The following is a 25,985-nucleotide window of genomic DNA, read 5'->3' as shown; positions in this document are numbered from 1 at the left end:
CTTTATTTGGAACTCGGTGTCTGATAGGTTTTGGGCTTGAAATGACAAAGTTAAGTTACTAATTCGTTACCGATTAATAGAGGTTCCTTATTAGCTTAAACGGTTATATTTCAGTGTTTTGCACTTATTTTTATATTTCCTTGTAACTCAATGTAAATTAATTTTAAACATTAAACATTTGAGTTATGACGCAGACAAAAAAATCAACGTTCAAACTGCTTTTCTACTTGAAAAAGAACGAACTGAAAAAAAATGGTAATGCTCCAATTATGGCACGTATTACCATTGACGGAACACCTAAAACTTTTGGGACAAAGTTAGAAATTGACCCTAGCAATTGGGATCTAAAATATGGAAGAGTTGAGGGCAAAAGCGCAACAGCTTTAAATATTAATAAAAAGTTGGATAACATACGTGGGCGTATCGACAAAATTTATGAAGATATGCTGAAACACGAGGGCTTTGCTACTTCCCAAAAAGTAAAGCTCTCATTCTTGGGTGTTGGTGTAATGGATGATGCAATTCTAAAAGTCTTTAACGATAAAAATGAGGATTTTAAAAAATTGGTTGACAAGGAAGAACGTTCACAAAGCACCTACAACAAGTACATCACGGTTTATAATCATCTTACCACTTTTATCAAAGAACGCTATCATCGTGATGATATGGCCTTTCGGGAATTGACTGGAGATTTTATTAGGGAATTCGATTTTTATCTTCGGTACGATTTACAATCTACACATAATACGGTTTGGGTTTACACGATGCCCGTACTAAGTCTGGTAGAATTGGCTATAAAAAAAGGTTTGATACGTGATAATCCGTTTCAAGATTATGAAATTAATATGGAAGAAACCGACAGGGGTTATATTCTTAAAGAAGATGTAGAAAAACTGATGATGTGTGCACCGCCCCACCCACGGTATGAGCTTGTGAAAGATCTTTTTATTTTCAGTTGTTTTACCGGACTTGCTTATGCGGATATTAAAAAACTAACAAGGAACAATATTCAGTCTTTCTTCGATGGCCATCAATGGATCATCAGCAGAAGAAAAAAATCAGATATTGCTTCTAATGTTCGATTAATGGAAATCCCAAAACGTATTATAGAAAAATACCTCGGTAGCACTCGTAATGAGTTTATCTTTCCAGTTCCAACTAATGTAACCTGCAATACTCACATTGGCAAATTAATTGAAAAAGCTGAAATTATTACAGAACAAAAAGTAACTTTTCACACCGCAAGACACACATTTGGAACGATGTTTTTGACCGAAGGCGTACCTCTTGAAAGCCTTAGCAAAATGATGGGACATAAAAACATTTCAACTACACAGATTTATGCTAAAATTACCAGCCAAAAGATTAGTAAGGATATGGATTTAGTAGCTCCTAAATTTAAGGAGATTGAAGAAGCGTTTTTACAGGTTATATAGTTAATCACAATTTGATAATTACTAGCAGAACTTAACGGTTCTGCTTTTTTTATGCCCATATTTTATAGCCAAAGCACATTTACTTCGCTCTGCTATTCCCTTTCTGTAAAAGAGCTTTTCGGCTACTTCTGGAACAGAAGATTAAAAAATGTTGCCATCTACGCCTCCCACACAAATACATTTTCTAATCCTCTGCTAGTGTGGCTTTGATAACCCACCGCTTTAAAAAAGTGTTTTAAAAATTCAGCGAATTGGAAGTGTTATTTCAATTCATTGTAAACCATTTCTCAATGCCATCTTCTTGGCTTCCACATTCATTTTATCCAAAGACCCGTATGCTTTTTTGTCCCATTTCAAGAGCAAAGGTATTTCCGTGTTCTTAACGCATCACAAATGTCAAGCAAGTTTGGAAAATAATCTCCACCCGTTGGGTAGTATTTTTTTCCAAAACCTTGGTGATGCTAAACACGAACCTTTTATGCTCGTGAAACGAAACATAGCATACTCCGGCTCTTTAAACGAATAAAAAAAAATGTCAGATATGAAGATTAAAAACATTGGAAATGGTAATGAAACGAAACAGCACCTCCTCTCATTGCCGAATAAATCAAAAAAAATCAAAATCAATAACTAAAAATTAAAGAATATGAACATCACAGGAAGATTGACAAGGGATGCGGAAGTACGCACAACGTCACAGGACAAACAAGTAGTAAACTTTTCAGTAGCGACCAACGACAGCTACCGTAACAAACAGGGCGAACGCATAGAGCAAACAACCTATTTCGATTGCTCCTATTGGATAACCCCGAATGTAGCCAAGCTACTCACAAAAGGTACTTTGGTAGAACTATCGGGACGAGTAAGCACAAGAGCGTGGACAGGTAATGATGGAGAACCAAGAGCAGGACTGAATTTCCATACCTCTCAAATCAAATTGCACGGAGGTGGCAAAAAATCGGAAACGGCACAAGCTACCACAAGCACAAACAATAGCAAGGCAGAAGACGACCTCCCATTTTAATCAAGAACATTCAATCATTTTTAACATCAAAATTTCTAACATTATGGCACATAATATCAATTTTAACGAGAGAACAGGACGTTATTCATTTTTTAGCGTACAACAAAAAGCATGGCACAACTTGGGGCAAATCGTGGAGCAATACCCGACAAGCGAGGAAGCTATCAAACACGCAGGGTTAGATTACGAAGTCGTAAAATCCCCACTTTTTACCAAAGGTTCGGGCATTATCGAAACGGCTAACGGTATAGAGATAGGCAGTAGCGAATTAGAAGTACCTAACTATTTCGCCAACATTCGCACCGATAACAATAAGGTATTGGGAGTAGTCGGCAAGGATTACCATATCGTACAAAACCGTGAAGCCTTTAATTTCTTTGATGCTATTGTAGGTGGTGGCGAGGGCATTCTGTACGAAACCGCAGGAGCATTAGGCAACGGAGAACGTATTTTTATCACAGCCAAACTGCCTGACTATATCCGTGTAGGCAATGGCGATGATGTTACGGAAAAATACATTTTCCTAACCACTTCGCACGATGGTAGCGGAAGTATCACAGCCGCATTTACACCAATCCGTATCGTTTGCCAAAATACCTTAAACGCTTCATTACGCAATATGACCAATGTTGTCCGTATCAAACACACTTCGGGAGCAAAAGGACGTATCGAGAACGCTCACAAGATTATGGGACTTGCCAACACATTGAGCAACCAATTAGAGGGAATTTTCAATGAATGGGCAAAAGTAAAGGTAACAGACCGAGAGGTTAAAAAGCTAATTCAATTGGCACTTTGCCCGAATAAGGAAACCTTTGATTTAATCAAAAAAGGTGCGGAAGATGAAATTTCAACCGTGTTCAAAAACACCGTTGAAGATGCTTTTGCATACGCAATGATAAGCGACACCCAACAAATGGATACTACAAAAGGAACATTGTTCGGAGCTTATAATGCGGTTACAGGTTACTATCAGAACGTAAGAAATTACAAGAATGATGAAGCCAAGTTGCAGAGCATTGTATTGGGTGGCACTGCTCAACTCAAATCACAGAAAGCATTTGAATTGTGTAATGGTTTTGCTTTAGATGGTGCAGAAACCCTAAACCTTAATTAAATAACAACAGGCTACCGCTTTAATCGGTGGTAGCCTACTAAAAACAAAAGTTATGGCAAATTGGTGCAGTAATACAGTTGTATTCGAGGGGAAACCCGAAACAATCACAGCAATACAGGAACTTTTTCAATCAATGAAGGAAAAGGAAGAAAAAATCGAAGAAGGACAATTACCCGAATTTATTTCTAAAGATAATGGTGGTTATTTCTTCAATATCTATTGGAATGAAGGCGATGAAGGACAATTTCAATATGAAACAAAGTGGTCGCCCAATATGGAAATCATTCAAAAGATAGCGGAGCATTACGAAGTGAATTTCACACACGACTATGAAGAAATGGGCAATCTTGTATATGGCAGGGCAACATTTTATGACAAGCTACTCACAGATGTTTATTTGGAAGACGTGGATTTTGAGCAATACGAATTTGATGAAGAAAACGAAACCTACCATTTTGAGGGTAATGATTACGAAAGCGATTACGAGATATTAGAAAACTTGTTGGAGCGGAAAATTAAAATTCAAGAAACTTAAAACCAAAGGCAATGGAAACAAGAACAATAGCTACAAAGTTTGTACGCCAAGATGTACCCGAATTGGCAACCCTGCAAAATGCAAAGGTTTACTTATTAAGGGAAAAACTGAACAAAGGCGAAAAATTGAACCGAGCCGAAAAAAATTGGCTTGCAGAAGCAGTAAACCGAAACGCCTATTTCAAAAGAGCTGTACCGCTTATGGGTTATCGTTTTGGTTTTGAGGATGTTTTAAAATCCTATATCGTAAAGCAGTACGGCAGTTGGTTAGAATACAACGCTCCCGACAAAACAAGTCTTCGAAGTATCATATATGGCAGGATTGACCAAATAGCGGAAATCAGCAAATAACATTTAAAGCCAAGTACAATGAAAATCATAGATAAAAATGGGAATTGGGTTGAAGTTACCGACCTCATAAAAGCTATCCAGCAAACTGGTTGGTATAAAGAATATCTGCACGACCCACCAACAGAAACAGACAAGGAAAGACAGAAATATTGGGCAGATATGCACGAGAAACTTAAAAAAGAAAAAAGTATTAACAATTAAAATTTCAGAACGATGAACACCAATTTTTTCAATCAGATACAGCAGTTGGACTTTACAGGAGTATTGCAACTGAACATTTCAAAAGGGATAGAAAGCAACCTAATTGTAACAGTATTGCTCAACAACGAACAATGCGGAGATAGTGCAAAAAATCTAATTCCCCCATTGACCTTTAACGCCACGCCCCAAGAGTTTGACGAGGGATTTTTTGAGCAGATAACTACACCCATACAAAAGGTATCGGGCTTAATGGTGGATATGGAAAAATTCCAAAAGCAATTGGACGAAGCCAAAGCACAATCGGCAATAGAAAAGGAAAAAACCGAGAAAGCGAAAAAGGACAAGGAAACCAAAGACAAGAAGTTTAAAGATGCTATAGCAAAGGCGGACGAGTTGGAAAAAGAGGGTAAGTTCCGTGAAGCGTGGATAAAAGTTCCCGATATAACGGAGTTTCCCGAAAAAGCAGACGAGATACGCAAACGCAAAACAGCATTATCCGACAAATTCGCAACACCGAGCCTTTTCGGAGCAATTGACGAAACAAACCCCAAACTTCTACAAGCGGAAGAAGTTACTGCCGATTATCCTATTGATGAAACACACGAAGATGAAAACGAATATTAATCATTAAAACAGAACATTATGTTATTAGCAACGCAATTAGAAAGAGTTTTTATACTCAAAGATAAAGGACAGGACATCAGACTGACCGACCCCGAACCACGTTGGAGCGTGGAAGCCGTAATGAATTTTTACGCCAATATGTACCCGATTTTGACAACGGCAAAAGTATCTGCACCACAAATAAAAGACGATGCAGTCGAGTACAAGTTTGAGAGTGTAATGGGTACGAAAGGTTAACCAAATATTAAAGCGATGAATTATGCAACGCAACATCATATCGGGAACTATCAGCATACCCGAACAGAAACGACAACGGCAATTGCACCGACAGTTGGGCGAGTTCGCCAATTGGCTACAAAGACCAAAGGACGCAAACCAAGTGCAGAAAGACAAGCAGAAATCCGTACCAATAGCAATGCTACCAATGGTATTCTAAAGTGTACGTTTCTGCCCAAACTAAAAACGGCACCATCCGTACAGGCTTGTCAGAAAACGGAGAGGGATTTTTACAAGTCCCTTTCCAAACTTGCCGAGCATTACAGGATTGAACCAATGCAGACCAACAGTTTTAAGTTTCCCTACAATATAACATTGGCTATGTGGGATATGGAAAACAAAGTAAAGCGTACCAACAGCAATTGGGATGGTTTCAGATTGGTAAAGGATAGCAGGAAAACCTATTTTATAGGCGAGGAACGATACAACACAGGAACAACCTTGTATTACATTCCCGTTGTGCCACTCTTTAAAATGCTCAAAGACCCAAAGCGTAAAAAGACCGCACAGCTTTTACTATCGGTATGTAGTTATCTGTATCATATCGCTCAAATTCCGTATTACAGGCAGGAAGAAAGTTACTTGTATTGGCTTTACGAAATGATGAACGATTGGGTGGAACAGGACGAGGAAACGGAAGAAACTGAAAGCTATAAAAGTGAATTGAGAAATGCCGAATACATTGGCGATAGAATAGAACAAAAGCTATTTAATCGAACTAATCTAAAGGTATTTGAACAGCGTTTGAACCGATTTAAAAGTGTTGATATGTTCGACAAGGAATGTTGGCAAGTGGCTTGTAATGCGTTTGCCCTTTGCACAGAATATCCGAACACCACTATTTTTAGCAACGCAACATTGCCCGAAAAAGACCCTTATGATAATGACGAGAATGAAATAATCGGAATGGAAAAATACATTTCATTTATTGCAGATACTAAAGGCTGGTTGTACGAAAGTCTTTCAGATACCATCAACAATGAATTTAACGAGTACGGAGCAATGGCAGAACCTACTATTTCCAAGCGATTTGACGGAAGTGAAATACCAACAGCAAACCTTGATTTTGAGAACCGTTTATTTGGTTTATTGAATGATTTGAGTGGAATATTATACGAATACAAAACGATAGAAAAATGAATACAACAACAGATATAAAAGACCATTTTGGAACATTGTACTATGCAAAATCCGCTTTGGTTTTCTATGAAACCAAAGGAACAGAAAACGATATGTACGTGGAGCATTTTGATATGGACAGCAACGGAATGCCTATCAATGCCCATCCATTAACCGTAAAGGAAGCCAATATTTTAGCAAAGTCCTTACAGACCGATGAAGAAAAGAACCAAGCCTTTTTAAAACCAAAGGGAATTTTGCCTACCAATATTCTGCATATCAATCCAAATGCGGAAAAAGGTACGGTACTTTGGTACACTAAAACACAACAACGGAAACTGTATTTTGTGGATAGTTTGGGCATACCCAGCGGAATATCACAAGTACCGCCAATGCTATGGTTAGCGAGCAAAAGCAGTCTTACCGTATTTGCTTTGGCAAATGACAGAAGACCCACCGAGAAAACGCCATTGCATTATGCACCTTTCTTCAATATCTACGAAAAGGGCAATGTATGTATGGGTACGGTGAGTGTTGATATTAAAAATTCGGCTTCGGTTGAGGAATTTATACAGGCGTGGGAACATTATTTTTTCAATTCTTATTTCAGTCATTCATTATGTGAAAACCTGACGAAAAAAAACATTGTAAACCTTTGGAAAGACCTTATCAATACGGATAAACCTTTTCCGAAAGAAGTATTAAAAAAGAACAACAAAACCCTTAAAAATCTATTGTAATGAATACAGCAAAAACCGCAGTACATTTTACAGATAATTACCTGCTCAATCCTACCAATCCGATTTCGGTAAACCTTATCGGGGCAGGTGGCACAGGCTCAAAAGTATTGACTGCTTTAATGGAAATAAACGAAAGTTTGATTGCGTTGGGACACGCAGGGTTACAAGTCCGCCTTTGGGACGATGATGTTATCACGAGTGCCAATTTGGGCAGACAACGATTTGCAGAAAGTGAAACAGGATTATATAAATCCGTTGCTTTAATCAATCGTTGCAACCGTTGGGCAGGAACAAATTGGAAAGCCAAAACGGTAAAATTTGAAAAAGACAATTTTGGCAGACTTCCCGAAAAAGCAAGGGCAATCATTACCATTACGTGTGTGGACAATGTGCAGGCGAGGTTTGGCGTTGCTGAAATTCTTAATGAAATAAGCTATCGCAAACACTACCAAGATGAGCCAAAATATTGGTTGGATTTTGGCAACAGCCAAGATACAGGACAAGTGATATTATCCACTATCGGAGAGATAAAACAACCCAATTCTGAAAAGTACGAAACGGTGGCAAGCCTGCCATTTGTTACCGATGAATTTGGCGAATTGCTGAAGCAATCCGAGCAAGAGGACAATACGCCAAGTTGCTCACTTGCTGAAGCGTTGGAACACCAAGATTTGTTTATCAATTCATCGCTTACACAAATGGGTTGTTCTTTGTTGTGGAACTTGTTTCGCAAGGGAATGACCGAATACAAGGGATTTTTTCACAATCTGAAAGATTTCCGCACCCACCCGATAAAAGTTGCCTAAAAGCCGAAATCGGCGGGCAAAAATGCAATTCCTTCCTACGGTCGGAAACGCATTTTTGCATTTAAAATTGGTGCAACCCCTTTCTCAAAATGCACCGCTACACAATCCCTTTCTTCACATTTTAACAAACAGGTTGCGAGATTTTTATGTGGGATATTCGCTATCCCATTTGCTGTATTTAGTATTGACTTCTTTTCTTTTCACACTGCGACCAAAGAAAAGATTCTGTGTTGTAAAACAATTTTTTTTAGTTTTTTTGGTGTTAAATTGTGTACAATAACTATAAATTGTACTTTTGCACCACTCAATGAAAAGAACAGTACAAATATCATCCCAAGTTACTCCGCCTTGATCTTAGGCTAACTGTTATATTTCCCAATTTTAATTTATTGGCTTTTTTATCGTACCCAAAGGTTTTTTCTTTTGGTGCATCTCTTTTTTATTTACATTTTTAATATTTAAACATACTTTTTTATGCAGAAAGTTATTAATCTGTTTGATTTCAAACAGAAAATTAATTACAAAAACGAAATTCTTGCGGGTCTTGCGGTGGCTATGACCATGATACCTGAGTCTTTATCCTTTGCTATTCTGGCAGGGCTTTCGCCTTTGACAGGGCTTTATGCAGCTTTTTTAATGGGTATTGTTACTGCAATTTTGGGAGGCAGACCCGGAATGGTTTCTGGGGGAGCCGGAGCAACGGTAGTAGTACTTATCGCATTGGCAGCATCACACGGTGTGGAATATCTTTTTGCTGCGGTTATATTAGCAGGTGTACTGCAATTTTCAGTAGGAATTTTTAAACTGGGTAAATTTGTCCGCCTGATCCCACAACCAGTAATGTATGGTTTTTTAAACGGCCTTGCAGTAATCATTTTCATGGCACAGGTAGCTCAATTTAAAGTTGTAGAAAACGGGATAGAAGGTTGGATGCAGGGGCCGGCGCTTTATCTAATGGCTGGATTGACATTATTAACTATAGCCATCGTATTTATATTGCCAAAATTTACAAAAGCGGTTCCTGCATCTTTAGTAGCAATAATAGTTGTCTTTGGTATTGTATATTTTTTCGGCATCGATACTAAAAAAGTTATTGATATCGCCTCTGTAGGAGGCTCTTTACCTTCATTTCACATCCCTGCTATTCCTTTTACTCTGGAAACATTGAAAATTATTTTCCCTTATGCCTTGGTAATGGCAGGGGTTGGATTGATTGAAAGTCTGTTAACGCTTAATATGGTTGATGAAATAACCGGCACAAAAGGACAATCTAACCGTGAGGCTGCCGCACAAGGTATAGCCAATATCACCAACGGTTTCTTCGGAGGAATGGGTGGATGTGCAATGGTTGCCCAGACTTTAGTGAATGTAGGAGCTGGAGGAAGAGCCAGACTTTCTTCAATAGTTGCAGCCATAGCAATCTTATTGATCATTCTTGTTGCTGGTCCTGTAATCGAGCAAATTCCAATGGCGGCATTAGTCGGGGTGATGATGATGGTAGCTATAGGTACATTTGAGTGGGTCAGCTTTCGAATTATTAATAAAATGCCTCGACACGATATTTTTATTGGCATGTTGGTAGCAGTTATAACCATAGTATTGCACAACTTAGCTTTAGCGGTTTTGATTGGTGTAGTCATTTCGGCTCTAGTATTTGCCTGGGAGAGTGCTAAAAGAATACGTGCAAGAAAATATGTAGATGAAGATGGTGTAAAGCATTACGAAATTTTTGGGCCGCTCTTCTTTGGTTCTACTGCCGCATTTATTGAAAAATTTGACGTACTAAATGACCCGAATGAAGTTGTAATTGATTTTAAGGAAAGTAAAGTAGTTGATATGTCTGCTATTGAAGCTTTAAATAAAATTACGGAGAAGTATCACAAGGAAGGTAAAAAACTACATTTACGTCATTTAAGCCAAGATTGCAGGCAATTACTTAAAAATGCAGAAACAGTTATTGATGTGAATATTATTGAAGATCCTACCTACAAAGTAATGACTAATAAATAGCATCGGAATACCCAAGTTTAATATTACAACTACAGCAATAATTTTAAAAAAAATTATTGCTGTTTAAATTTATTATCGTAATATTGCGATATATTTATTTTTATAAAACTGATGGGTGTCACAAAAACCGAAATTTTTACAGAACAGCAGAACCATTTAGCTAGTATTTTAAAGGCACTGGCTCATCCTGCTCGTATAGCTATACTGCAACATATCATTAAACAAAATGCCTGCATCTGTAATGATCTTGTAGAAGAATTGGGATTGGCACAAGCGACAATTTCACAACACTTGAAAGAGCTGAAAAATATTGGTATCATTAAAGGAAATATAGAAGGAACTAGTGTATGTTACTGTATTAATGAAACAGTCTGGAATGAGATTAAGAAGGAACTCAATAGCTTTTTTGTCGAGAATGTAAATAGTAAAGAATGCTGTTAAGCTTTTTTTTAACACCAAATCATCGTAACATTGCAATATAACATTTATTGAGTTAATATCAGAAATATGAAGCTATCAAAAATTAAAGAAATCCTGCCAACATTAGTAAATGTTGGATTTCAATTAGAAAACGGAACCTTAGTTCCAGAACATTTCCACGTTACCGAAGTGGGACAAATTACTAAAAACTTTATAGACTGTGGTGGCGTAATCCGTTCGGAAAAAGTTGTAAACTTCCAATTATGGAATGCAGACGATTTCGAGCACAAATTAAAGCCAGCTAAGCTATTAAACATCATCAAGCTATCCGAAGAAAAATTGGGCATAGAAGATGCGGAAATTGAAGTGGAATACCAAAGCGAAACGATTGGTAAGTATGATTTGGATTTCAACGGAGATACATTTGTACTGAAAAATAAAACAACAGCTTGTTTGGCTCAAGATGCCTGCGGTATTCCTTCCGAAAAAGTAAAGAAAAATTTGGCAGAACTGCCTGTAAATAATGCTAATGCTTGTACTCCAGGTGGCGGATGTTGTTAAAATTGAATTTTTATGTTTTCAAAAATCATTCATACAGATAATTCAAAGACAACAATCATAATCCGACTGATTGTTGGAGGTGTTTTTTTATCGGAGGGCATTCAAAAATTGCTGTTTCCTGCCATTCGTGGAGCGGGACGGTTTGAAAAAATTGGCTTGCCATCGCCTGAATTTTTTGGAAGTTTTGTAGGCATATTTGAAATCCTTTGCGGAGCGTTTATTTTGCTGGGGTTGCTTACAAGGTTAGCAAGTATTCCGCTCATCATCATTATGCTGGTTGCCATTGCCACGACCAAAACATCTATTTTGGCTAGCGAGGGTATTTGGGAATTGCTGCACGGCAGCCGTACGGATTGGGCGATGCTTTTGGGAAGTATGTTTTTGTTAATCAAAGGCGGAGGTAATTGGTCTATTGATAAAATCGTAATGAGAAATGGAGCGTGATATTCAAATAAAGGAAATTGCCAAACTCTTTCTAAAGCTCGGTTTTATTGGTTTTGGAGGTCCCGCGGCTCATATTGCTATGATGCAGCAGGAGGTAGTAGTGAAAAGAAAATGGATGAGCGAACAGCATTTTTTGGATTTGTTGGGAGCTACTAATCTCATTCCTGGCCCCAACAGTACAGAAATGGCGATACACATCGGCTATGACAAAGGCGGTTGGAAAGGATTAATCTTTGCAGGGTTATGCTTTATTTTACCTGCGGTTTTCATTACCGGGATATTTGCATGGTTGTATCAGCAATACGGACAATTGCCCGAAGTACAGCCCTTTATTTACGGTATCAAACCTGCAATCATCGCTATTATCATAGGAGCTGTTTTTCCATTAGCAAAGAAATCAGTAAAGTCCACATTCTTGGCGGTTGTAGGTATTCTTGTTTTGGTACTGTCATTATTCGGCATTAGTGAAATCTATTTGATGTTTGGAGCGGGATTGCTGGCAATGGCCTTGTATTACCTTCAGGATACAAAAAATACGCTCCAAAGTTTTATCCCGCTCGCATTCTTACAAATCGCACAAAGCCCCTTACTGTCTGAAACAAATACCAAATTATTTTGGATATTCCTGAAAATTGGTGCTATCCTCTACGGAAGCGGTTATGTTCTTTTCGCCTTTTTAGATACGGAATTAGTTGCAACGGGCTTACTCACCCGGCAGCAATTAATGGATGCTATTGCTGTTGGACAGTTTACCCCAGGTCCTGTTTTTTCTTCAGTTACGTTTATTGGCTATCAAATCAACGGACTATCCGGAGCAGTTATTTCTACGATTGCTATTTTTCTGCCGTCGTTTATTTTAGTAGCATTGCTAAATCCCTTAATGAAAAAAATGCGCCAATCTAAAGGACTGTCCATTTTTCTCGATGCGGTCAATGTGGCATCTGTTGCAATCATAGCCGCTATTTGTCTTACAATGGGCAAAGAAACTATTACTGATTGGCGGACGATATTAATTGCAATGATAAGTGCGATCGTAGTTTTCAAATTCAAAAAAATAAATAGTGCCTTTGTGGTTATTGGAGGAGCATTATTAGGGTATTTATTTAATCTTATCTAAAGTTATCTTAAACAAAATATTTAAACAATAAAAATTAGACAAAATGAAAATAGCATTATTCAGTGATATTCACGCCAATTTACCTGCATTAGAAGCATTTTTTGAAGATGTTGAAAAAAGAAAACCAGACAGTATTTATTGTTTGGGCGATTTGGTGGGCTATAATATTTGGCCAAACGAAGTGGTAAACGAAATCCGTAAAAGGAGAATACCAACCATTGCCGGAAATTACGATTTTGGCATTGGCAGAATGAGCAACGAATGCGGTTGTGCCTACAAAACAGACAGTGAAAAAGATAACGGAAATATTTCTATTTCATTCACAAATTCTTTGATGAAAGATGAAGAAAGAGCGTATTTGCGTACACTTCCAGCCCATATCAAAGTAGAATTTCAACTGAATGAAGATAAATTGAATTTGCTTTTGGTACACGGAAGTCCGAGAAAAATAAACGAATATCTTTTTGAAGACCGTGAGGAAAAAAGTATGCTTCGCATTATGGAGCAAGCCGATGCAGACATTATGTGCTTCGGACACACACACAAACCTTATCACAGAGTTTTAAATTCGGGTATTGACGGTCAAAATCATTTCAGACACGCCATTAATATCGGTTCGGTTGGTAAACCGAAGGACAGCGATGTAAGAGGCGGTTATGTAATGTTTACGATTAATGAAAACAGTTCTGTGTTGGACAAAGATAGTATCAGTGTAGAATTTATACGCTTTGATTATGATATTGAAAGGGCTGCAAAAGCAGTTGAAGAAAGCATTTTACCAAACGAATACGCAGAAAATTTAAGAAGAGGTTACTAATCTAAAATTTATAAAAATGGAATTTCCAACCGAAAGAAAGTATTCAAAAGAACATACCTGGATAAGCATACAGGACAACACAGGTACAATAGGCATTACAGAATTTGCGCAAAGTGAATTGGGCGAAATCGTATATGCGGATTTACCAAACGTTGGATATAGTTTTCAGCAGGACGAAGTATTCGGCTCTGTTGAAGCAGTTAAAACGGTCAGTGATTTATTTATGCCTGTATCGGGTAAAATCACTGAAACGAACGAACTACTTTTGAAAGCACCAACACTCATAAACGACCATCCTTATAAAGACGGTTGGTTGATTAAAATTGAAATAAAAGACATTACAGAATTAGAAGACTTATTGACATCAAACCAATATAAAGAACTTACAAATTAGCAATGCAACCAAAATTAAAATTCTTAGACAGATACCTTACTTTATGGATATTCCTTGCAATGGCAATTGGCGTGGGTTTGGGTCATTTCTTTCCCAATATTTCTAATGTTACCAACAGCTTATCTGTTGGCACTACCAATATTCCATTGGCAATAGGATTGATATTAATGATGTACCCCCCCTTGGCAAAGGTTGATTATTCCTTATTGCCCAAAGCATTTAGAGATAAAAAAGTAATTGGCATATCCTTATTGCTCAATTGGGTAATCGGCACGCTATTGATGTTTGGATTAGCGGTTTTGTTTTTACGTAACGAACCCGATTATATGACAGGCTTAATTCTTATCGGTTTGGCAAGATGTATTGCCATGGTCATCGTCTGGAGTGACTTAGCTAAAGCAAACAGAGAATATACAGCTATGTTAGTTGCATTAAACAGCATCTTCCAGATATTTACTTACAGCTTTTTAGTTTGGTTATTCATCAACGTATTACCTGCAAAATTAGGATTAGCCAATTTCAATGTAAGCGTATCCATGAAAGATGTTACCGAAAGCGTATTGATATATTTAGGTATTCCATTCCTAGCAGGTTTTTTAAGCCGTTACTTCCTTATAAAATCAAAAGGTATAGAATGGTATAACCGAAAATTCGTCCCCGCAATATCGCCAATTACCTTGTACGCTTTACTGTTTACGATAGTATTAATGTTCAGCTTGAAAGGCGATAAAATATTGGAATTACCAATGGATGTAGTAAAAGTAGCCATACCGCTAATCATCTATTTTGTGTTGATGTTTTTCGTGAGCTTCTTTATCAATAAATCTCTTAAAGTTCCTTACGACAAAAACGCATCCATCGCATTTACAGCCACAGGAAACAATTTTGAATTAGCAATAGCCGTAGCAATATCGATTTTCGGCATTCATTCGCCACAGGCATTTGTGGGTGTTATCGGCCCACTGGTAGAAGTTCCGGTACTGATATTATTGGTAAAGGCAAGTTTATGGCTAAAGGAGAAATATTATAGTAAAAAAGACTGAATTTAAATTTCAGTCTTCTTACTCTTTCTTCTACTTGATAAATTCAAAATCACATATCCTATTATACCCGCAATGAGTGATGTTATTAAAACAGATAGCTTGGCCTCTTCAATGAAAACCTGATTGTCAAATGAAAGCATAGATATAAATATGGACATTGTAAAACCTATTCCAGCTAATAATCCTAAGCCAATAATGTGAATAAAGTTACTGTTTGCAGGAAGTTGACCTATCCCTAATTTAGAGCATATCAAAGAGGTTACAACAATGCCAATGGGCTTACCAAAAATCAATCCCAGTGAAATACCTAAACCTAAAGGGGAAGTCAGTCCTTCTATCATTTCCTGATGAATTGTAATATTTGTATTGGCGAATGCAAAAATGGGAATAATTAGAAAGTTAACAGGTTTTACAAGTGCATGTTCTAGTTTCTCTAACGGAGATTCAACTTCTGTATCATTGGTTGGCAAGGTCATCGCTACCAGTACACCTGCTATAGTGGCATGAATGCCAGAATGATGCACAAAATACCATATAAACACTCCTGGTATTAGATATAGATAGGGATTCTTAATATTGAATCGGTTCATCAAAATCAGTACTAGTATTCCAATTCCGGCATAGCCTAGATAGCCTAACTCAATTCCGGATGAATAGAAAATGGCAATTACTAAAATAGCTATGAGGTCATCCACTATCGCCAAAGCCGCTAAAAATATTTTTAAACTGGTTGGTACTCTTTTGTCTAACAGCGAAATTACGGCCAATGCAAAAGCAATATCGGTAGCCATGGGAATACCCCAGCCGGAAGCTGTCGGGGTTCCTGAATTAAAATATAAATAAATCAATGCGGGGACAACTGCTCCACCGATAGCAGCAAGGATAGGCAAGATTGCTTTTTTAGGAGAAGAGAGTTCTCCTTCAACAATTTCTCTCTTAATTTCCAGACCTACCAACAGAAAAAAGATTGCCATCAATCCGTCGTTGATCCACATACTTACGGAATAATTGAGGTGTATGGCTTCATTTTCATACCCCAGCTTTGTGTCCAATAAATTTTGTAGCGGAACGGCCATTGATGTATTTGCCACTATCATTGAAATCACTACGCATAAAAAAAGGAGGAAACCTCCAAAATTACTTGATTGAACAAAGTCTTTGAAAATATTTAGATTGATCTTATCCTTCATGTTTTAAATGTAAAAGTTAAATATCGCAATTTACCAATATTAACTTACTCTGCCTCATAGATGGGTTCTAAATCTATGAAATAAGCTTAATTTGGGTAATAAATCCGTGTCACTTTGTAGTGAAGATCTATTAAAATTATGCATGTAAAATCCTGACATAATAGCTAGTAAGCTAATACACTTTAAAATTGTAAGGAACTGTGTTGGGGCTATTTCCTTAATTATGGTAATGTTATAACTTCTGATGAGATTATTTTGCGTTCATATTCTGAATCATAATAGGCATTACTTTTCCATAATATGTATGTCAATTCCAATAATTTCCTTTGGATGGCAACTATAGCCTTCATTTTAATCCCATGCCTTGAAACTATTCTTAAGAAAATATCTCTGAATCTTTCATCAGTCCTGATTGCAGCCAGTGCCGGAAAGTGCATTACTTTCCTTAAATTCCGATTACCCCGCTTGGATATTCGGGGTTTGGATTTCACTGAGGTTCCAGATGTTTTTTCTCTTACATCTAATCCTGCATAACTGACCAATTGTCTTTTATTCTTTATTAACTCGAATCCGTTAGTTTCGGCTATAATGGTTACAGCGGTTAAGTTTCCAATTCCAGGAATAGAAGATACCATATTCATCTTTTCTAGTAGAACTTCGTCTCCTTTGATAAGTATAGCAATTTCTTCTCTTATCTCTTTTTCCTGCGAATCAATAAGAGCTATTCTTTTTTTTGTTCGTTTCACTGAGCTTTCACTTGATGTTTCAGAAGTACGTTCTGCATGCAGTTGATTTTTTAACATTGTACGCTCATGTACCAACTGCTCTCGTTCCCGACAAAGCTGTCTCAAATCATTGAATATTTTTAAAGGAGGTTGCCAAACTTCCAATTGCCTTTCCAAACCGAATCTCGAAATGGCTTGTGAAGCGCTCTTGTCAGTTATGGTTTTTATGTCAAGTGTTCTCGCATAATTACTAATCTTGTTTGGCAGAACGATACTGACTTGTTTTTTAATACTGCATAGGTAATAGGCTAAGGATTCATGATAAACGCCTGTTGCTTCCATTACGTACCGTACTTCTGTTGTAATTGATGTCTGCTTATTTACCCATGACACAAGGCTTGAAAAACCCTTTCGAGTATTGGGAAATACTTTGTATGCATAAACTTCTATGCTGATTTGTTCATCCATTCGACCAAGCGATACAACTAATTCATTTTGTGCTACATCAATTCCTACTGTCTGCTTTAATAATACCTTCATCTTATCTGGTTTAGGTAAGTGATAACCTTTCTTCATCTTTTCTCCTGACTGGATATACTGGCTATAAGACTCATCATAATGAGCAAATTCCTTACATTCTGTTCAGATTCTAAAAGGTTAAAGAAGAGGAGGCAGTTTCTTTTCTTGAATATACCATATAGGCTATTTAAAGCAAAATCTGCTCTCGCCCTTCTTCACTTAGATTATATTATACAAACATAGGAGAAGCAAAAGAACGTCGCCTGATTAATGATGGTTTATAATAGAATATTTGCCATAACTTTAGTATCTAATTCATTAAATTTGTCCTTAAAACAAATAGACTAATTCCTATACAAAATACCCAAATTTTCTAATAAGGGGTTAGCGGTAAAGCTATAATACAGAGGTCATAAAAGATGAAATACTTAGTAAAGGACAAGGAACTCGAATTGAAATATGAAGCAGGTAAAGGTGCTTGGACATATCACATCCAAGTACCTAATACTAAACATATCGTAGGAAAATGGGGTTCATTGAAAGTATCTGGTACAATTGACAACTACACAATTGACAGTATTAATTTGTTTACAATTGGGGGACAAGACAAGCTAATTTCGGTCAATGACAAAATCAGGAAAGCAATCAACAAAAGTGGTGGCGACACTGTAACTGTGACACTTTACTTATTGACTTCAAAGGAGCCGATTACAGAAAAAGAAATATTAGATACTTTTAGAAATTCGGGTGTTTTAAAATCGTTCAATAAATTACCAAAAGAAGATAGGATCAAAATTATTGAAAAAATATCCTCTACAAAATCCGAGGACAAACAAGTAAATATAATTTTGAAATACATTGACCAATTGGGTGACGACAATGATTAAGCAGTCTTCACTTGATTTCCTTTCTACTCTCAAGCAGAATGGTTTGAAAAAAAATGGCATTACTTTAAAAACTGTCAGTAAAAATAAATTTCAAAATGATTGAAACAGAAATCTCAATAACCGTAAACAGAAAATCCGATATTACCTTATTAGCGCAAACAATTGTCGGGAACAAGTTCCAATTTCCGGTTTACATTCGGGAATATGAATTTAGCTATCAAATAAATTTTACAAGTGATTATGAGGAATGGGAATTAGACACGGCTATTCTCAATTCTTTTCCTGGATATGAATTTACCACCGACCTCGAAAAAGGACGGAAGGAAATACGGATACAAATATCCCGATACCAATCTGAATTATCTACTGATGGCTGGGGAAGACGGATTGAAAATCCTTTGGATGAAACGAAATATCTTGTGAAAGCATCGGCAAATAAGTCTGAAAAATTCAACTCTAAAATCAAAGTTTTGTTCGAAGATAAAGAGCAGTTCTACTTTGTAAACATTGTGGATGGTGTTAACAGTACAACCGAAGAAAAAGGTTTTTTGCTTCTGGATCATTTTAAAGCCAATGAAACAGATGAAGCAACTTTTTTTAAAGATAGATTATACAAATCTCCATTAGAAGCTTTTCATTCAGGATACTATAAGTTATCTGAATTGGTTGACAAGGATTTTAGCACTTATCTTGAAAACAAAAAGAAAGAAATCAGAGAAATTCAAAAACAACCACGAAAAATCATCAGAGATTTTATAAACGCCTGTAACAGTTCCGATGAAAGTAGTATCCTGAAAAATCTTGACGAAAATATCGTTTTTGAAGTTCGTAAAAACTGGAAAACAATATTTGAAATCGAAGGGCTTTCAAAATTCAAAGAATATCTGAACTCATCCGATCAACAATTGTGTGGTAAGAATTTTAAAATCAGGTCATCTTGGAGTTTTAGTTTACCAAACGTGACTATTGGAGTAAAATATTTTCCGCCAGTTACAGAAAAGGATATGCACCCTACTCAAAAATATGAGCAGATAAGGTTTGTACTAAATGATAAAAAAATCGCTAGTATTTTGTATGAGAATTAGTGAATTTTATCCTAATTGATAACGGCTTCTATTACTTTTCTAAAATATTCCGCATCATTACCAATCAGCAAGTAACTTGAAAAACCAATATCTAAAAGATATTTACCCACTTTCTCATCATCAATATCACTATGTGCAATAAGTTTTATAGTTGGATATTTTGTTCTTAATTCTTGAAGTTCAACAAAAACATTCTTGTTGTAAAAATCAAGGTCGATAATACAAATTTTTGGGAGTTCATTTAATGAAGATAATTGTGATAGTCCATCTTCAATGCTTTCCGAACGAAATAAGACTTCAGTTCCTGAAGCAATGAGGTCTTTACAAATGAAATCTAAAATTGGGCTTTTATCATTGATAAAGGCGAGTGTGATTTTTTGTTGGGATGTACCAGTTTTCATATCATCATACTTTTTTAAAGTTGATGTAGCCCTGCACAAAAAGAAAGCGCAGGCCACTACACTTACCGCACATTGAGGCACTGGTATACCCGACAACGAATAAGCGAGCGCCCACGCCTATGGCATGAGCGTTCTTCCTTATCGTCCCGTTGTCTAAAAATTACCAGTTTTCAATGTGGGACTTAAAGCAAAAACACTTTAAGTATTTCTATATTTTACATAGCAAAGATACTAAACTCTTGCTATTAGATGTATTAATGCAATAAAAAAGCTTAGTCTGAGTTAGTTTTGTGATTGATATAATTCTGCTCCAATATTGTCATCAAATCTGTTTCCTTATAAATAATTTTGCCACCAATCTGAATATACGGCAGGATATTATCATCACGATATTGCTGTAAAGTGCGTTTGCTAATGTGTAACAGTTTGCATACATCTTCGCCCGACAAATAAATTTCTCCATTCATTACGGGACGATAGTTTTTTAATATATTTTCAATACGGTCTCTCAATATCAAAATCATTTCTTGATGGGAAATGATTTCTTCATTATCATTCGTCAGTAAATCCATTATCATTGGTATTGTACGGCTGTCCAGCTTCGAGCAAAGCCCGTACGTCCGAGAGTTTATAATAATTCTTGCGGTTCAGTTTGGAATAAGGTAACAGCCCTTTGTCCTTGTAGGTCTGCAAAGTCCGTTTAGTAATCTTCATCATCAAACAAACTTCCTGGTTATCTAGCCATTTTTCTTCTTTGAAAATTGAAATGTATTTCATTGTGGCATTTTCGGTCAATTCCAAAAGTGCTTTCAGTTCATTTGTCATTCCATCCAATGCGGATTTTTGTATTGCGATAACTTCCATAATCTGCTCAATTTTGCTGTGGAAGTGGAATTTATCAAGGATTTGTAAAGGCTTGGAAAATGTTGTATTGATTGGCGTTGAAAGGTAGTATTTGTCGCCACGATATAAATTTCAAGATAGTTTATTTTGTAAATTTGAAGAATATAGGTTACTGATAAATTAATTTTAAATGGCAGTATTACAAAAAGGCAATTCAAATTATCCGTTTTGGGGAGCATCAATAAGTCTAATCACTGGACTTGACCCGTTAGGCCTTCAAACAACCTCAGAAGCGACTTACGCCACTATATTGCCTGGAATTTCCAATTTGACTAATCGTCTCCGTTATTATGGGTTTTATTGTTGGCTTTTAGACTTCTATTTCAAGACCGAGAAGAAAGGCAACTCAAAAGAACAATATCGTTTTATCCGCAGAGCTGAATTGATGATTGCCATAATTATGCAAAGCGAGCGTAAAGGAGTTCAACAGATAACAGGAAGTAACTTTGCTTCAAACCTAATAAATACAGCTGAGGAAACTTATTTTGACTTAGCCGAAGGAGCAGACAAGGACAATACCGATAAAAATGTTTATTGGAAATATCCATCCGGTGCATTCGGACAATATTATTACGGAGCAATGCAGGCACTTTCCTTAATTATTACAGCAATAAATGATGATGGAGATGTTATTTACAACATTAGTAAACCACACCCAAGACAAAAAGTTTCTGGGAAACAATTAGCCGAGGCTTTTGAAGGATCATTGTCACCACAAATAAAAGAGTTATTTTATATTAATATCAAAAAAGGAAAACTCTACCAAGATGATATTTCAGAACTGATAAAGTATTTTGCGATTGATACGATACAAACAGAAAATGCCGAATGGCAACTATATGTAGAAATGCTTTTGGACAAAGACGATCCAAGTCAAGAAATGGAAGAACGTTTTACTTTTCACAGAAGGGAAACAATTTTGTCGCTCTTAAATACAGCTGTTAAAAATGAAAATAATTACGACTGGTATAGATTTCTATTGGAAAGTTACCGAAAGAAATTGGGAACAAATGGTTATCCTGAAACGGAAACTAATATTGGTTGGTACTGCTATCAATTAAATGAGTATTGGCAGTACAGTTGCGGAACAATATTTTGGGCTGTATTACAACATCTTTACGATTTCCAACAAGACCAATATCTACCATTGTTTGTAAAGAAATTTTCAAGCAGTATTACAAATGAAATATGCAAAGAGCTAAAGCAAGCTACAGAGCCAACAAGTTCACTTGCAGAAATTTTGGAGTTAATCCCTGACACAGAAGATGAGGAAAACATCAAAAAGGAAATTGATGCAACAAACGACCCTGTTATGGCAGCAAAATATGGCTTTATGCTTTTGCTTCAAATATTCAAGAATAATAGAGAGCAACTTCATCCATTGAAAGAATTTATGAGCAGAAAAAAGATAGAAAGGGATGGGAATATGGTTGATGGTATCTTGACAGTTCACACAGCAGAAAATGATACACTTCAAGATTTTGTTGAACAATTTATTTTACGCAAAATTATTTACAGGCACTCAATGGTTGCACTCAGAAAAATGGGCAACGGCTCACAGGCTACTCACAAATTTTTTATTGAGGAACAATACATCCGTTTCATAGATACATTTCCTCCAAGAAACACATCGCCAAGAATGAACGCCTTGCAAAACATAATGTTTGATTTACAGGTAATCAACGACCAAAGGGTTTTATCGCCATTACATAAGAAACTTTTGATTGACTGATGATACTAGAAAGAGAAAACATACTAACATTGATAGGAAGCAGAAGATATCATTCTGCAATTCTTACTACCTTCAGCTTTGACTTTTATTTTTTTGAAATGAAAGCAATGAAATGGTTGCGTTCTTGTGGCGTGAGAAACATCAACGTTTTTATTGATGGACATTATTATTCAGAGTTAATGCAACAAGCGACAGGAGAAGAAATGCAACTTTCTGCCGGTTATTCACTTTATCCTGTTTTTCAAAAGTCAGTATTCCATCCAAAAATTTGGATGTTGTTTGGTGAAAAAGAAGGATTGCTTATTGTTGGTTCTGGAAACCTTACAAATTCTGGAAATGGCAACAATGATGAGATTTGGGGAGCATTTCATTTTGATATTCGTTCAACCGAAAATTCATCAGTCTTTTCGTCAGCTTGGGATTATCTATCAACTCTTTCATCGTCAGTTAAAGGACAGATGAATGAAAAAACTACAAAATGGATACTTGAACATTCTAAATGGCTGAATGAATTGCCAAAGACAAAACCATTTCAATTTATCGAAACGTCGCAAAAAGAGAAGGTTGCTTTCCTGTTTAATACTGAAACAACTTCTATTTGGAACGAACTTTTAAAACATCTTAGCAATGAGAAAGTAGTAGAAATAACTACCATTTCTCCATATTATGACAAAAATGGGAAAGTATTGCAAGAACTTAATTCTCTTTTTCCTTCAGCCATAGTAAAAGTCATATTGGATGAAAGTGGTTTAATCCCTTCTGCAATGCAAGTGAGCAAAGCGTTTACATTTTACGATTGGTGTGATGCAGGCGTAAGCAAAATCCAATATGCAAAATCTGGAAACTCTGGAAACTCAAAATCAAAACTTCACGGGAAGATTATTCATTTCAAGACAAAAAATGGAAAAGAGTTTTGCTTGTTCGGTAGTGCCAATATTACACCTGCAGGATTGGGATTATTGGGCAAAAATTCAAATGCAGAAGTTTCACTTCTTATTCAGTCAGAAAAAGGTGGACTGTTAAATCAATTAGGCATAAAACTGAAAACAAGCAATAGTAAAACCCTTGATGAATTTACAACGACTACAAGTAAATCAATTTATGAAACTATAATCGAGAATAATCAATTTAAACTACAACTGCTATCGGCAGAGTTGATTTATGATGAATTTATACTTCATTCCAATGGCACCTATACCGATGAATTTAAGGTTGTTTTCTTCGATAAACAAAACCGATTTTTGTATTCCAAAACATTCTCAAATTATGAGAAAGAACTAAAAACAAAACTCAATTTAGAATTAGGCACTTTCCAATATGTGCAATTGACAAATATTAGTGAAGAGATTATCTCTAATAAACTATTAATTTCCGATTATTTCCTTTTGGCGAAAACGCATCCTAACCCAAAAACAGAGGAAATTGAGAAAATTTATAGCGAAATTCAAAATGGCGAACTAAGTAAAGTTCTTGACTTGTTGCATTACGCCATCTTTGACGAAACAGAAAATGAGACAGGAGCCAGCTTTTTAGATAGTAGAAGAAACACGTTTACAAAGTTGAATGATGACAAAGAACCTGAAAAACTTTACGATCTCTCTTCCTATAAAGCAATAGAAAATTCTGGATTTGAAAAAAACCTTCTACTCTCTTCTCTTTCCCTACGTGTTTTAGATGTTTTGAAGTTCATCAATTTAAATGAAATTTCAACAAATAAAAAAGCTGATATAAGTATTGATGAGCAAGAAGACGATTTAGGCAACATAAATGGAAATGAGGAAGGAGAAGTGGCAACGGTTCGTAACCTCTCCTTTGTCATGCTTAAATCTGAAAAAAGAAAGTTGATGAACTACTTTGATAACCTTTACAATTACCAACAAGAAATTCTCTATGGGAATAGTCGACCAAAAACATATAGGCCTACACTTACAGATTTGACTAAATATTTAATCGCTCTTGAGTTGATAAGTGAATACGGAGGGAAATCTGCAAAGTATGACGAACAAGACACGCACCATTTTTTCAGTTATTTACCATTTGTAGACGATTATGACAATAACAATGTAAAGGGTTGTTGTTTAAACTTAATTGGCGACTTTTTGATGCTGGCAAGAAGCGGATTTAAAGCGTATGAATTTGACTATACAAAAAAGAAAATCGAGGAACTAAAAAAAGAGGCACTCATAAATACAATTGTTTGCTTAATTAACAATCGATGGAAAGATGATGAATTACATTACTTTTTTACTATGGCTTTAAATGCACTTCATTATTTAGGTTGTAGGAATGTAGATGATTTCAATAGCAATTTTGTAGAATTAAAATCCAAAATTAATATTAGAATTTCCGAGCTGAAAAACAGAACAAAAGGATTTGAAAAAAACTTAGAGATATTTTACGAAAGACTATGTCCTTCGTTTATAAAAGTGATTGAACAGATTGAAGATAAGAACTTTGATACATCAGCAGTTAACGGGCAAATTATTTACAAATCGCCTTGGGGTTATAGCTACGTTCAGTACGTAAATAAAACAAACGATTTTACTTTAATCAGACCTGGCTTTATGTGGGACTATGATAAAGAAGATTACATAAAACACAGTCCAGACGAAATTTATTTACCTCTAAAACTCTCATCTTTTATATGCACCGATTTGTAAGTTAAAAAATCGGATAACTTTTGGGTTATCCGATTTGCGCTATTTAAGTCCTGTTTTGTAAGTGTTATCAAGTTTGTTATGAATAATTGTAGCTACAACCAATACTTCAGTCATTTCTGAAAGTTGAGTGTCTTCTAATATTTTCGGGTTATGCGCTTTTGGATTTCGGTACATAGAAAAAAATCCTTTACAGAAGTTGCCGAAACCCTTATGCTCACTTTCTTCGCTTGGATTATTCAGCATATTAAAAGCAAGCATAGGTCTTTTGTCTTTTCCTAAAGCAAAACAATCATCAACCAGATCTGCTCCATCTGAAGTATAGCCACTTTTCTGCCTAAGTCTTTCCGCAACACTTTTTGTGATTTCTAGTATAGAGTGAAAATAATTTTCTTTCAGCCATTCGGCTTCGCAGTATGGTAAAATTTCTGAATGAACTCCGATACCGTGTACTTTTTCTTTGATTTTAAGTGACCTGCTTTTAGCTTCTGAAATGGTTTTAGCTTTTTCAACTAGTCGGGGTTGTCCGGTTTTATCAATTTCTATCCCTTCGTAAACTAATTTTTCATTGATAGTTGTTCTGTCTCTTTCAAATTCGTCTTCGGAATTATATCTTTTAGGATTTAATAACCTAACTACAAATGCCAATACATTATTTCCACAATTGTCTTGTATTTGCTTTTCTTTTAATGCATAAAAAAGTCTGTCGGTTTTGTTTGTACCAATTTGCGATTGAGAAATATTAGCACCAGCTAAATGTTCTGTGATTTTTGTATGCGTTAATAGATTTGATATAATGTCAGATATATTTCGCAAGGTTATGTCATCAAAGGATTTTGTCATTTAAAAATG

General features: G+C 36.0%; 29 protein-coding genes. 23 read left to right on the top strand and 6 right to left on the bottom strand.

All coding sequences use genetic code 11. The features are described from left to right. Positions 1 to 185: 185 nt before the first annotated feature. From E0Y80_RS18380 to arsB, 19 genes are all read left to right on the top strand, one after another. The gene (locus E0Y80_RS18380) at positions 186 to 1,436 is read left to right on the top strand and encodes a site-specific integrase (protein WP_037438455.1); all 1,251 of its coding nucleotides are present in this window, start codon (positions 186 to 188) and stop codon (positions 1,434 to 1,436) included. 646 nt (positions 1,437 to 2,082) lie between these two features. Next, a complete protein-coding gene (locus E0Y80_RS18375) occupies positions 2,083 to 2,460 on the top strand; it encodes a single-stranded DNA-binding protein (RefSeq protein ID WP_135834327.1) in 378 nt (125 codons plus the stop codon). Between the two features lie 43 nt (positions 2,461 to 2,503). Next, on the top strand, positions 2,504 to 3,577 hold the full coding sequence (locus tag E0Y80_RS18370) for a DUF932 domain-containing protein (protein WP_156309118.1): 1,074 nt from the start codon (positions 2,504 to 2,506) through the stop codon (positions 3,575 to 3,577). Between the two features lie 52 nt (positions 3,578 to 3,629). After that, a complete protein-coding gene (locus tag E0Y80_RS18365; RefSeq protein ID WP_037438458.1) occupies positions 3,630 to 4,112 on the top strand; it encodes a DUF1281 family ferredoxin-like fold protein in 483 nt (160 codons plus the stop codon). A gap of 11 nt (positions 4,113 to 4,123) precedes the next feature. Further along, positions 4,124 to 4,462 (top strand): molybdenum ABC transporter ATP-binding protein, encoded by a 339-nt coding sequence (locus E0Y80_RS18360; RefSeq protein ID WP_156309117.1) that lies wholly within the window; start codon positions 4,124 to 4,126, stop codon positions 4,460 to 4,462. An 18-nt stretch (positions 4,463 to 4,480) separates the two neighbouring features. Then, positions 4,481 to 4,663 carry a 3-isopropylmalate dehydratase gene (locus tag E0Y80_RS18355; protein ID WP_156309116.1) on the top strand — a complete coding sequence of 61 codons (183 nt, stop codon included), beginning with the start codon at positions 4,481 to 4,483 and terminating at the stop codon, positions 4,661 to 4,663. A gap of 12 nt (positions 4,664 to 4,675) precedes the next feature. After that, positions 4,676 to 5,287 (top strand): PRTRC system protein E, encoded by a 612-nt coding sequence (locus E0Y80_RS18350; protein WP_156309115.1) that lies wholly within the window; start codon positions 4,676 to 4,678, stop codon positions 5,285 to 5,287. A gap of 18 nt (positions 5,288 to 5,305) precedes the next feature. Next, positions 5,306 to 5,524 (top strand): PRTRC system protein C, encoded by a 219-nt coding sequence (locus tag E0Y80_RS18345; protein ID WP_037438461.1) that lies wholly within the window; start codon positions 5,306 to 5,308, stop codon positions 5,522 to 5,524. 15 nt (positions 5,525 to 5,539) lie between these two features. Continuing rightward, on the top strand, positions 5,540 to 6,703 hold the full coding sequence (locus E0Y80_RS18340) for a hypothetical protein (protein WP_156309114.1): 1,164 nt from the start codon (positions 5,540 to 5,542) through the stop codon (positions 6,701 to 6,703). Continuing rightward, the gene (locus tag E0Y80_RS18335; protein ID WP_156309113.1) at positions 6,700 to 7,422 is read left to right on the top strand and encodes a PRTRC system protein B; all 723 of its coding nucleotides are present in this window, start codon (positions 6,700 to 6,702) and stop codon (positions 7,420 to 7,422) included. The genes E0Y80_RS18340 and E0Y80_RS18335 overlap by 4 nt, the downstream gene beginning before the upstream one ends. Then, on the top strand, positions 7,422 to 8,228 hold the full coding sequence (locus E0Y80_RS18330; RefSeq protein ID WP_156309112.1) for a PRTRC system ThiF family protein: 807 nt from the start codon (positions 7,422 to 7,424) through the stop codon (positions 8,226 to 8,228). Before E0Y80_RS18335 ends, E0Y80_RS18330 begins: the two co-directional genes overlap by 1 nt. Before the next feature lie 474 nt (positions 8,229 to 8,702). Next, positions 8,703 to 10,238: a SulP family inorganic anion transporter gene (locus E0Y80_RS18325; RefSeq protein ID WP_002978310.1), complete on the top strand. Its 1,536-nt coding sequence runs from the start codon at positions 8,703 to 8,705 to the stop codon at positions 10,236 to 10,238. A gap of 111 nt (positions 10,239 to 10,349) precedes the next feature. Next, the gene (locus E0Y80_RS18320) at positions 10,350 to 10,679 is read left to right on the top strand and encodes an ArsR/SmtB family transcription factor (protein WP_002978307.1); all 330 of its coding nucleotides are present in this window, start codon (positions 10,350 to 10,352) and stop codon (positions 10,677 to 10,679) included. A 66-nt stretch (positions 10,680 to 10,745) separates the two neighbouring features. Further along, positions 10,746 to 11,219, top strand: a complete 474-nt coding sequence (locus E0Y80_RS18315; protein ID WP_002978305.1) for a DUF6428 family protein — start codon at positions 10,746 to 10,748, stop codon at positions 11,217 to 11,219. 12 nt (positions 11,220 to 11,231) lie between these two features. Further along, a complete protein-coding gene (locus E0Y80_RS18310; protein ID WP_002978304.1) occupies positions 11,232 to 11,663 on the top strand; it encodes a DoxX family protein in 432 nt (143 codons plus the stop codon). Beyond that, entirely contained in the window at positions 11,653 to 12,780 is a 1,128-nt protein-coding gene (gene chrA, locus E0Y80_RS18305; protein WP_002978301.1) for a chromate efflux transporter, read from the top strand. Before E0Y80_RS18310 ends, chrA begins: the two co-directional genes overlap by 11 nt. Positions 12,781 to 12,823: 43 nt before the next feature. Next, the gene (locus E0Y80_RS18300; protein ID WP_002978299.1) at positions 12,824 to 13,597 is read left to right on the top strand and encodes a metallophosphoesterase family protein; all 774 of its coding nucleotides are present in this window, start codon (positions 12,824 to 12,826) and stop codon (positions 13,595 to 13,597) included. Positions 13,598 to 13,613: 16 nt separating this feature from the next. After that, a complete protein-coding gene (gene gcvH / locus E0Y80_RS18295) occupies positions 13,614 to 13,991 on the top strand; it encodes a glycine cleavage system protein GcvH (RefSeq protein WP_002978297.1) in 378 nt (125 codons plus the stop codon). 2 nt (positions 13,992 to 13,993) lie between these two features. Next, complete coding sequence (gene arsB / locus E0Y80_RS18290) at positions 13,994 to 15,034, top strand: ACR3 family arsenite efflux transporter (protein ID WP_002978295.1); 1,041 nt, start codon at positions 13,994 to 13,996, stop codon at positions 15,032 to 15,034. Positions 15,035 to 15,036: 2 nt separating this feature from the next. Here the strand turns inward: arsB and nhaA are convergent, their stop codons facing one another. Next, positions 15,037 to 16,224, bottom strand: coding sequence for a Na+/H+ antiporter NhaA (gene nhaA, locus E0Y80_RS18285; RefSeq protein WP_002978293.1), 1,188 nt, complete (start codon positions 16,222 to 16,224; stop codon positions 15,037 to 15,039). A 221-nt stretch (positions 16,225 to 16,445) separates the two neighbouring features. Next, a complete protein-coding gene (locus E0Y80_RS18280) occupies positions 16,446 to 17,489 on the bottom strand; it encodes an IS110 family RNA-guided transposase (protein ID WP_041461711.1) in 1,044 nt (347 codons plus the stop codon). A gap of 398 nt (positions 17,490 to 17,887) precedes the next feature. Between E0Y80_RS18280 and E0Y80_RS18275 the strand changes: the two genes are divergently transcribed. Beyond that, a complete protein-coding gene (locus E0Y80_RS18275; protein ID WP_156309111.1) occupies positions 17,888 to 18,355 on the top strand; it encodes a DUF1905 domain-containing protein in 468 nt (155 codons plus the stop codon). A 95-nt stretch (positions 18,356 to 18,450) separates the two neighbouring features. Further along, a complete protein-coding gene (locus E0Y80_RS18270; RefSeq protein ID WP_156309110.1) occupies positions 18,451 to 19,440 on the top strand; it encodes a hypothetical protein in 990 nt (329 codons plus the stop codon). An 11-nt stretch (positions 19,441 to 19,451) separates the two neighbouring features. Here E0Y80_RS18270 and E0Y80_RS18265 read toward each other — a convergent pair whose 3' ends face one another. The 3 genes from E0Y80_RS18265 to E0Y80_RS18255 form a co-directional block, all read right to left on the bottom strand. Further along, positions 19,452 to 19,841: a response regulator transcription factor gene (locus E0Y80_RS18265; protein ID WP_037438467.1), complete on the bottom strand. Its 390-nt coding sequence runs from the start codon at positions 19,839 to 19,841 to the stop codon at positions 19,452 to 19,454. 272 nt (positions 19,842 to 20,113) lie between these two features. Next, positions 20,114 to 20,413: a helix-turn-helix domain-containing protein gene (locus tag E0Y80_RS18260; protein ID WP_049038341.1), complete on the bottom strand. Its 300-nt coding sequence runs from the start codon at positions 20,411 to 20,413 to the stop codon at positions 20,114 to 20,116. Further along, positions 20,394 to 20,705, bottom strand: coding sequence for a helix-turn-helix domain-containing protein (locus E0Y80_RS18255; protein ID WP_135834316.1), 312 nt, complete (start codon positions 20,703 to 20,705; stop codon positions 20,394 to 20,396). The genes E0Y80_RS18260 and E0Y80_RS18255 overlap by 20 nt, the downstream gene beginning before the upstream one ends. A 169-nt stretch (positions 20,706 to 20,874) precedes the next feature. On the opposite strand from E0Y80_RS18255, the gene E0Y80_RS18250 reads away from it, so the two are divergent. Together E0Y80_RS18250 and E0Y80_RS18245 are read left to right on the top strand one after the other, a co-directional pair. Further along, on the top strand, positions 20,875 to 22,476 hold the full coding sequence (locus tag E0Y80_RS18250; RefSeq protein ID WP_156309109.1) for a hypothetical protein: 1,602 nt from the start codon (positions 20,875 to 20,877) through the stop codon (positions 22,474 to 22,476). Next, positions 22,476 to 25,136 (top strand): phospholipase D-like domain-containing protein, encoded by a 2,661-nt coding sequence (locus E0Y80_RS18245; RefSeq protein ID WP_156309108.1) that lies wholly within the window; start codon positions 22,476 to 22,478, stop codon positions 25,134 to 25,136. The genes E0Y80_RS18250 and E0Y80_RS18245 overlap by 1 nt, the downstream gene beginning before the upstream one ends. A gap of 39 nt (positions 25,137 to 25,175) precedes the next feature. On the opposite strand, the gene E0Y80_RS18240 is transcribed toward E0Y80_RS18245, so the two are convergent. Then, complete coding sequence (locus tag E0Y80_RS18240; protein WP_002978276.1) at positions 25,176 to 25,976, bottom strand: TIGR02391 family protein; 801 nt, start codon at positions 25,974 to 25,976, stop codon at positions 25,176 to 25,178. Between the last annotated feature and the right edge of the window lie 9 nt (positions 25,977 to 25,985).

Origin of the sequence: Sphingobacterium endophyticum (genome assembly GCF_009733535.1) — a bacterium.
Classification (GTDB): domain Bacteria; phylum Bacteroidota; class Bacteroidia; order Sphingobacteriales; family Sphingobacteriaceae; genus Sphingobacterium; species Sphingobacterium endophyticum.
This window is presented reverse-complemented; position numbering and strand designations above follow the sequence as displayed.